The organism is Kitasatospora sp. NPDC018619, from assembly GCF_044391605.1.
Lineage (GTDB): Bacteria > Actinomycetota > Actinomycetes > Streptomycetales > Streptomycetaceae > Kitasatospora.
Genome location: NZ_JBISAI010000007.1, coordinates 232114 through 239017, shown reverse-complemented (window position 1 = coordinate 239017; position 6904 = coordinate 232114). Strand labels below are relative to the sequence as shown.

Genomic DNA, 6904 nt, shown 5'->3' with positions numbered 1-6904 from the left:
GACGCGGCCCCCCCCCCCCCCAGGCCACTACGCACCTCCCATCGCGCCTTCGGATGGAACCCGCCCCCCCCCCCCCCCCGCCCGCCCCCCCCCCCCCCCCCCCCCCGCCTCGATAGACATAGGGGGGATGGTCCCAAATGAAGCAGGCTCAGGACGCTGTAGCCAGCACTCTGGCGAGTCTGGGGAAATTTCATGACGGACTCACCGGCTTCTCCGGCAGACTTCTGCGTGAATATGAATTCGACGGTGTCGTTGAATTGGTTCACCAGATTCTCATAGAGTCGACCGGGGAGTCGGTGAAGTTTACATCCTTGCATCGCTTTACGGTTTCCATCGGCCCGGATTTTGCACACTCTAGGGAGGTCGAGATTGTCGCGAGTGTGCGCATCGGGGAATCCTCATGCATGGCGGCTGTTGCAATTCAGGGCGACTCGGGCGGGATGGCCGAAGACCTGAGCCAGCCGCAGGGGGCTTCCTGTGTACGAGGAGGCGGCCGAAGGAATTGAACTAAGCGCGGCTATTGGATTTCTCGGAAAGGCTCTGATGAATCTAGAAAACTTGGCTGACCCTCTTGGGTCGCTGGCGCAAGGCTACGCCTAGCCCGCCTAAGCATCCAAGCCGCGAGAATCCCAGGGGGCAGGCCTGTCGGACACGCTTCCCGGGCGCTGGATCAATGGTGCAGAATGTTTGACGCGGCCTTGGTCTCAATTAGCCGTAACGGACCGTCGATGGTTCGGCGGGCCGTTATGTTACGGCGAGGACTGCAACGGTATGCCATTGTCAAGCAATTCCAAAGCCGTGATGGCGATGAAACTGCTTCTTGAGCCAGCAGCTGCCCTTTTCCGAGGCCTTTCGGAAGGGAGTTTCGGGCGGTCGCCTCCTTGAAGCTTCAGTGTGCCGGCTTCAGGATAGTCCGGAGCGTAAGAGGGCAATTCTGGAGCTTACCGAAGAGAGCTTCATGGCATCTTGACGGCAGTAGTTGGCGGCACAGCGTACGGGTGCTGCACAAACCGTTGGATCATCACGTCGTCGGGCTCGGTGGCGGCTTAGGAGTGCCTTCCGGGCGTGCGGCTGAGAAGGTCGATGGCGTCATGTTGGAGGCGGAGCCGGACGTGTGCGTAGACGGTGGCGGTGACGCCGATGTGGGCGTGGCCAGGGAGGTCGTTGCGGGCGACGTTGCGTGGGATCTCCTCCGTAGGCCGGCGTCAGCGGTGAGAGGTTCTTGTGGCGGCACTTTCCTGATGGCGCAGCAGCGCGGCTGGCGGTCGGCCTGTGCGTCGGGGCCTGCGCAGGGCGTCGATGAGTGCAGACCGTCCGCATGCTCGGGTGCGACGGCACAGGGTGGTTGTTGAGAGCTGTGGTCACTGGTTCCAGGCCTCGTCGTCCCGTTCGATGTCGGCGACCGAGTTCGGTTCCGGGCAGTCCAGGGCTGACGGTCAACCCGTTCGGTTGCGCAGGCCTGGCTGATGTGCGCCGGGCGATGCCACTCGCTGCGCCGAAGAGCCGACGGGGGCGAGGCTGTGTCGCGCTGGGTGATCGTGGTGTCACGCGGGTAGGACTGTGGCTGTCCCGACCCGGGCGTTGCCGAGACATCGCAGGAGCCGCGAGTGGCCGCATACCACGACAGTGACGGAGTCGAGCAGGTACCGGCGCAGGACGCTCCGCCGCCGCCCGCCGAACTGGTGGCGCTGGCGCGGGCGTACGGGGTGGACACCCGCCATCCGGGGCCGGGCGGGCAGGCGGTGGGGGCGCGGACACTGGTGGCGGTGCTGGGGGCGATGGGGGTGGCGGCCGGGACGCCGCAGGAGGTGCGGGAGGCGCTGGAGCGTCACCGGGCCGAGCAGCGCGACCGGTTGCTGCCGCCGTGCGTGGTGGTGCGGCAGGGCCGGCGCACCGCGCTGGACGTGCCGGCGGACGCCCGGCTGCGGGTGGAGCTGGAGGACGGCGGCAGCTGGGAGCTGCCGCGGGGCCACTCGCACTGGGTGCCGGGGGACCTCCCGCTGGGGCGGCACGCGCTCACCGCGGAGTGCGCCGGGCGGACGGCGCGGGCCGCGCTGGTCGTCACCCCCGAACGGCTGCCGCAGCTGCCCGGCCGCAGCTGGGGCTTCCTCGCCCAGCTGTACTCGGTGCTCTCCGAGCGCTCCTGGGGCATGGGCGACCTCGGCGACCTCGGCGAGCTGGCCCGGTGGGCGGGGGCCGGCCTCGGGGCGGGCTTCGTGCAGATCAACCCGCTGCACCAGGCGCTGCCCGGCACCCCCTCCGACCCGTCCCCGTACCGCCCGTCCTCGCGCCGCTTCGCCGACCCGGTGCACCTGCGCATCGAGGCCGTCCCCGAGTACGGGTACCTGGACGGCGCCGCGCGCGACCGGGCCGAGGAGCTGGGCCGGCGCGCGGCCCGGCTGCGCGCGGAGGTGCTCGGCCACGACGCGCTGATCGACCGGGACGCCGTCTGGCAGCTCAAGCGCGAGGCCCTGGAGCTGCTGTACGAGGTCCCGCGGGGCCCCGGGCGGCGGGCCGAGTACGAGGCGTACCTGCGGCGCGAGGGCGAGTGGCTGCGCCGGCACGCGCTGTGGAGCGCCCTGGCCGAGGAGCACGGCCCGGACCGGCACCACTGGCCGAAGGGCCTGCGTCACCCGGACGGCCCACAGGTCGAGCGCGCCGCGACGGAACTGGAGGAGCGGGTCGGGTTCCACCTCTGGCTCGCCTGGCAGGTCGACCAGCAGCTCGCCGGTGCCCAGCGGGCGGCCCGCGAGGCCGGCATGCCGGTCGGCCTGATCCACGACCTGGCGGTCGGCGTCCACCCGGACGGCGCGGACGCCTGGGTGCTCCAGGACGTGCTGGCCGACGGCATCTCGGTCGGCGCCCCGCCGGACGCCTTCAACGCCCACGGCCAGGGCTGGGGCCTGCCGCCCTGGCGCCCGGACGCGCTGGCCCAGGCCGGCTACGCCCCGTACGCGGAGCTGCTGCGGGCCACCGCCCGGCACGCGGGGGCGGTGCGGATCGACCACGTGATGGGCCTGTTCCGGCTCTGGTGGGTGCCGAAGGGCCACCCGCCGACCGAGGGCGCGTACGTGCGCTACGACGCCGAGGCGATGCTCGGGGTGCTGGCGCTGGAGGCGCACCGGGCGGGGACGGCGGTGATCGGCGAGGACCTCGGCACGGTGGAGCCGGGCGTGCGGGAGGAGCTGGCGGACCGCGGGGTGCTGGGCACCTCGGTGCTCTGGTTCGAGCGGGACTGGCAGGGCGGCGGCGCGGTGCTGGGCCCGGACCGCTGGCGGCGGGACTGCCTGGCCACCCTGACCACCCACGACCTGCCCAGCACCGCGGCGAGGCTGTCCGGCGAGCACGTCGAGCTGCGGCACCGGCTGGGCCTGCTGGCCCGGCCGCTGGCGCAGGAGCAGGAGCAGGCGGCGGCGGAGCTGGCCGACTGGCGGGCCGAGCTCGGCCGGCTCGGGCTGCTCGCCGCCGACGAGCCGCTGACGATGCCGGTGCTGTACCGCTTCCTGCGGGCCACCCCGGCGGAGCTGGTCGGGGTCTGGCTGCCGGACCTGGTCGGGGACCCGCGCCCGCAGAACCTGCCCGGCACCTGGGACCAGTACCCGAACTGGCGCCTTCCGGTCGCGGACGGCTCCGGCGCCCCGGTCACCCTGGAGGCGCTCGCCGCCGCCCCGGCGGCCGGCCTGCTCGCCCAGCTGCTCGCGTGCGGCGGCCCCGGCGGCCCCGGCGGCCCGACCGGCCCGACCCCACAGCCCACCGGCCCGACCGGCCCGACCCCGCCGCCCACCGGCCCGCCGCCCACCGGCCCGGCGCCCGGCGGACCGGCCGGCCCCACCCCGACGCGCGCGCTCCCATAAGCGGCGGGTAAGTTGGAAACGTGGACAAGAGGAACGCTTTGCGAGCCGGCGCGGTCTGCGCAACGGTCACGCTGATGATGCTGCTGACGTCGCCCGCCATGGCCTTCACCAGGGACGACGGTGACGACCCGGGTTCCGGCCTGAGTGTCGGTGAGACCCTCGGCCTGTACGTGTTCCTCCCGCTGGTCGCCTTCGCGCTGATCGCCGGTCTGGCGGGCCTGCCGTACGGCAAGGGCAAGAAGAAGTAACCACCCCGCGCAGTCGTCCCGCAGGACCGGCCGGTCCCTGACGAGCACCCCCGCAGGACCGGCCCCGTCCCCGAAGACCCGCACGACCCCGAAGGGGCGCCGGACGATCCCGTCCGGCGCCCCTTCGGGCTGTCAGCGCACCGTCAGCGGGCCCCCGCCGCACGGTCGGCCGCCTGGGCCCTGAGCGCGCGCTCCACGCCCGCCCGCGCCTCGACGACCTGGCGCCGCAGCGCCGGCGCCGGCTCGGCCGAGGCCAGCCACGCGTCGGTCGCGTCCAGCGTCTCCTGCGTCACCTCCAGGGCCGGGTACAGCCCGACGATGATCTGCTGCGAGATCTCGTGGCTGCGGGTCTCCCAGATGCCCTTCACCGCGGCGAAGTACTTCGCCGCGTACGGCGCGAGCAGCTCGCGCTGGTCGGACTGCTGGAAGCCGGCGATGACCGCTTCCTGCACATAGTTCGTCAGCTTGTCGGACTCCACCACCGAGGCCCAGGCCTCGGCCTTGGCCGCGGCGGTCGGCCGGGCGGCGCGGCAGGTGGCCGCGTGCTCCTGGCCGGCCGCGGTGTTGTCCCGCTCCAGCTCGGCGGCGATGGCGGCCTCGTCGGCCCGGCCGGTGGCGGCGAGCCGGGTGAGCAGGGTCCAGCGCAGCTCGGTGTCGACCGCGAGGCCCTTGATCTCGGCCGAGCCGTCCAGCAGCCCGGCGAGCAGGCCCAGCTGACCGTCCGTACGGGCGACCGAGGCGAGGGCGCGGGCCCAGGCCAGCTGGTGGTCGCTGCCGGGCTCGGCGGCGCGCAGGTGCTCCTCCGCGGCGGCGGCCCAGCGGCCGAGGCCCTCCTCGCGCCACTGCGGGTCGGTGTAGGCGTCGAGGGCGAGCTTGACCTGGCGGTGCACCGACTGCACGACGCCGATGTCGCTCTCGCGGCCGATGCCGGACAGCGCCAGCGCCAGGTAGTCGCGGGCGGCCAGCTCGCCGTCGCGGGTCATGTCCCAGGCGGAGGCCCAGCACAGCGCGCGCGGCAGCGACTCGGTGAAGCCGCCGAGGTGCTCGGTGACGACGGCCATCGAGTCCTCGTCCAGCCGGATCTTGGCGTACGACAGGTCGTCGTCGTTCAGCAGCACGACGGCCGGGCGCTGCCGGCCGACCAGCTCGGGCACCTCGGTGCGCGGGCCGTCGACGTCCAGCTCGATCCGGTCGGTGCGCACCAGCGCGTCGCCGTTCAGCTCGTACAGGCCGATCGCGATGCGGTGCGGCCGCAGCACGGCCTCGCCCTTGGCCCCGGCGGGCAGCGCAGGGGCCTCCTGGAGGACGGCGAAGGACTCGATCCCACCCTCGGCGTCGACGGTGACGGCGGGCCGCAGCACGTTGATGCCGGCGGTCTCCAGCCAGGCCCTGGACCAGGCCCTGAGGTCGCGGCCGCTGGCCTCCTCCAGGGCGCCGAGCAGGTCGTCGAGCCGGGTGTTGCCCCAGGCGTGGCGCTTGAAGTACGCCTGCACGCCGCGGAAGAAGGCGTCCTGGCCGACGTACGCCACCAGCTGCTTGAGCACCGAGGCGCCCTTGGCGTAGGTGATGCCGTCGAAGTTGACCTGGACGTCCTCCAGGTCGTTGATCTCCGCCATGATCGGGTGGGTGGACGGCAGCTGGTCCTGCCGGTACGCCCAGGTCTTCATCTGGTTGGCGAAGGTGGTCCAGGAGTGCGGCCACTTCGAGCCGGGGGCCTCGGCCTGGCAGACCGCCTCGGCGAAGGTCGCGAAGGACTCGTTGAGCCAGAGGTCGTTCCACCACTCCATCGTGACGAGGTCGCCGAACCACATGTGGGCGAGCTCGTGCAGGATCGTCGCGGCGCGGGCCTCGTAGGCGGCGTCGGTGACCTTGGAGCGGAACACGTACTGGTCGCGCAGGGTGACGGCGCCCGCGTTCTCCATCGCGCCGGCGTTGAACTCCGGGACGAAGAGCTGGTCGTACTTGGCGAACGGGTACGGGAAGTCGAACTTCTCCTGGAAGTAGTCGAAGCCCTGCTTGGTGACCTCGAAGACGGCCTCCGGGTCCAGGAACTCGCGCAGCGAGGGGCGGCAGTAGACGCCCAGCGGCACCTTCTGCCCGCCGTTCTCGTAGGTGTCGAAGACCCCGACGTACGGCCCGGCGACGAGCGCGGTGATGTAACTGGAGATCCGGCCGGTGGGCTCGAAGGTCCAGACCCGGGTGTCGCCCTCGCCGGTCGGCTCCGGGGTGGGCGAGTTGGAGACCACGACCCAGCCGGCCGGCGCGGTCACGGTGAACGCGAACGCGGCCTTGAGGTCGGGCTGCTCGAAGTTGGCGAAGACGCGGCGGGCGTCCGGCACCTCGAACTGGGTGTACAGGTAGGTCTCGCCGTCGACCGGGTCGACGAACCGGTGCAGGCCCTCACCGGTGTTGGTGTACTCGCAGTTCGCGACGACCCGCAGCTCGTTCTCGGCCGCGAGGCCCGGCAGCGGGATGCGGCTGTCGGCGAAGCTCGCCGGGTCGAGCCGCTCGCCGTTGAGGGTGATCTCCTCGACGCTCGGGGCGACGAGGTCGATGAAGGTCTCCGCCCCCGGGGTGGTGGCGGTGAACCGGACCACGGTGGTGGACCGGAAGGTACCGCCCTCGCGGGCCGAGCCGAGGTCGAGCTCGATGTCGTACGCGTCCACGTGGAGGAGGTCGGCCCGGGTGCGGGCCTCCTCACGGGTCAGGTTTGTGCCGGGCACTCGCTGCACTCCTTTGTCAGACTGATGGTCCGAATCCTCGCACGTCCAACGCACGGGACGGCCGGAAAATCGCGGGCGG

4 protein-coding genes are annotated in these 6904 nt (G+C 72.2%); 3 read left to right on the top strand and 1 reads right to left on the bottom strand.

Annotated elements, in window-relative coordinates; genetic code table 11:
- The first annotated feature begins 137 nt into the window (after nt 1-137).
- From ACH5AR_RS13695 to ACH5AR_RS13685, 3 genes are all read left to right on the top strand, one after another.
- Nucleotides 138-506, top strand: coding sequence for a hypothetical protein (locus ACH5AR_RS13695; RefSeq protein WP_396301564.1), 369 nt, complete (start codon nt 138-140; stop codon nt 504-506).
- Between the two features lie 1101 nt (nt 507-1607).
- Complete coding sequence (malQ, locus tag ACH5AR_RS13690) at nt 1608-3854, top strand: 4-alpha-glucanotransferase (RefSeq protein WP_396301563.1); 2247 nt, start codon at nt 1608-1610, stop codon at nt 3852-3854.
- A 74-nt stretch (nt 3855-3928) separates the two neighbouring features.
- Nucleotides 3929-4102 (top strand): hypothetical protein, encoded by a 174-nt coding sequence (locus ACH5AR_RS13685; RefSeq protein ID WP_396301562.1) that lies wholly within the window; start codon nt 3929-3931, stop codon nt 4100-4102.
- A 143-nt stretch (nt 4103-4245) separates the two neighbouring features.
- Here ACH5AR_RS13685 and pepN read toward each other — a convergent pair whose 3' ends face one another.
- Nucleotides 4246-6825, bottom strand: a complete 2580-nt coding sequence (pepN, locus tag ACH5AR_RS13680) for an aminopeptidase N (protein ID WP_396301561.1) — start codon at nt 6823-6825, stop codon at nt 4246-4248.
- Nucleotides 6826-6904: the final 79 nt, after the last annotated feature.

Excerpts from the sequence above, each read along its gene's own strand:
- ACH5AR_RS13695 (WP_396301564.1), top strand. The coding sequence starts at position 138 with ATGAAGCAGGCTCAGGACGCTGTAGCCAGCACTCTGGCGAGTCTGGGG.
- ACH5AR_RS13685 (WP_396301562.1), top strand. The coding sequence starts at position 3,929 with ATGATGCTGCTGACGTCGCCCGCCATGGCCTTCACCAGGGACGACGGT.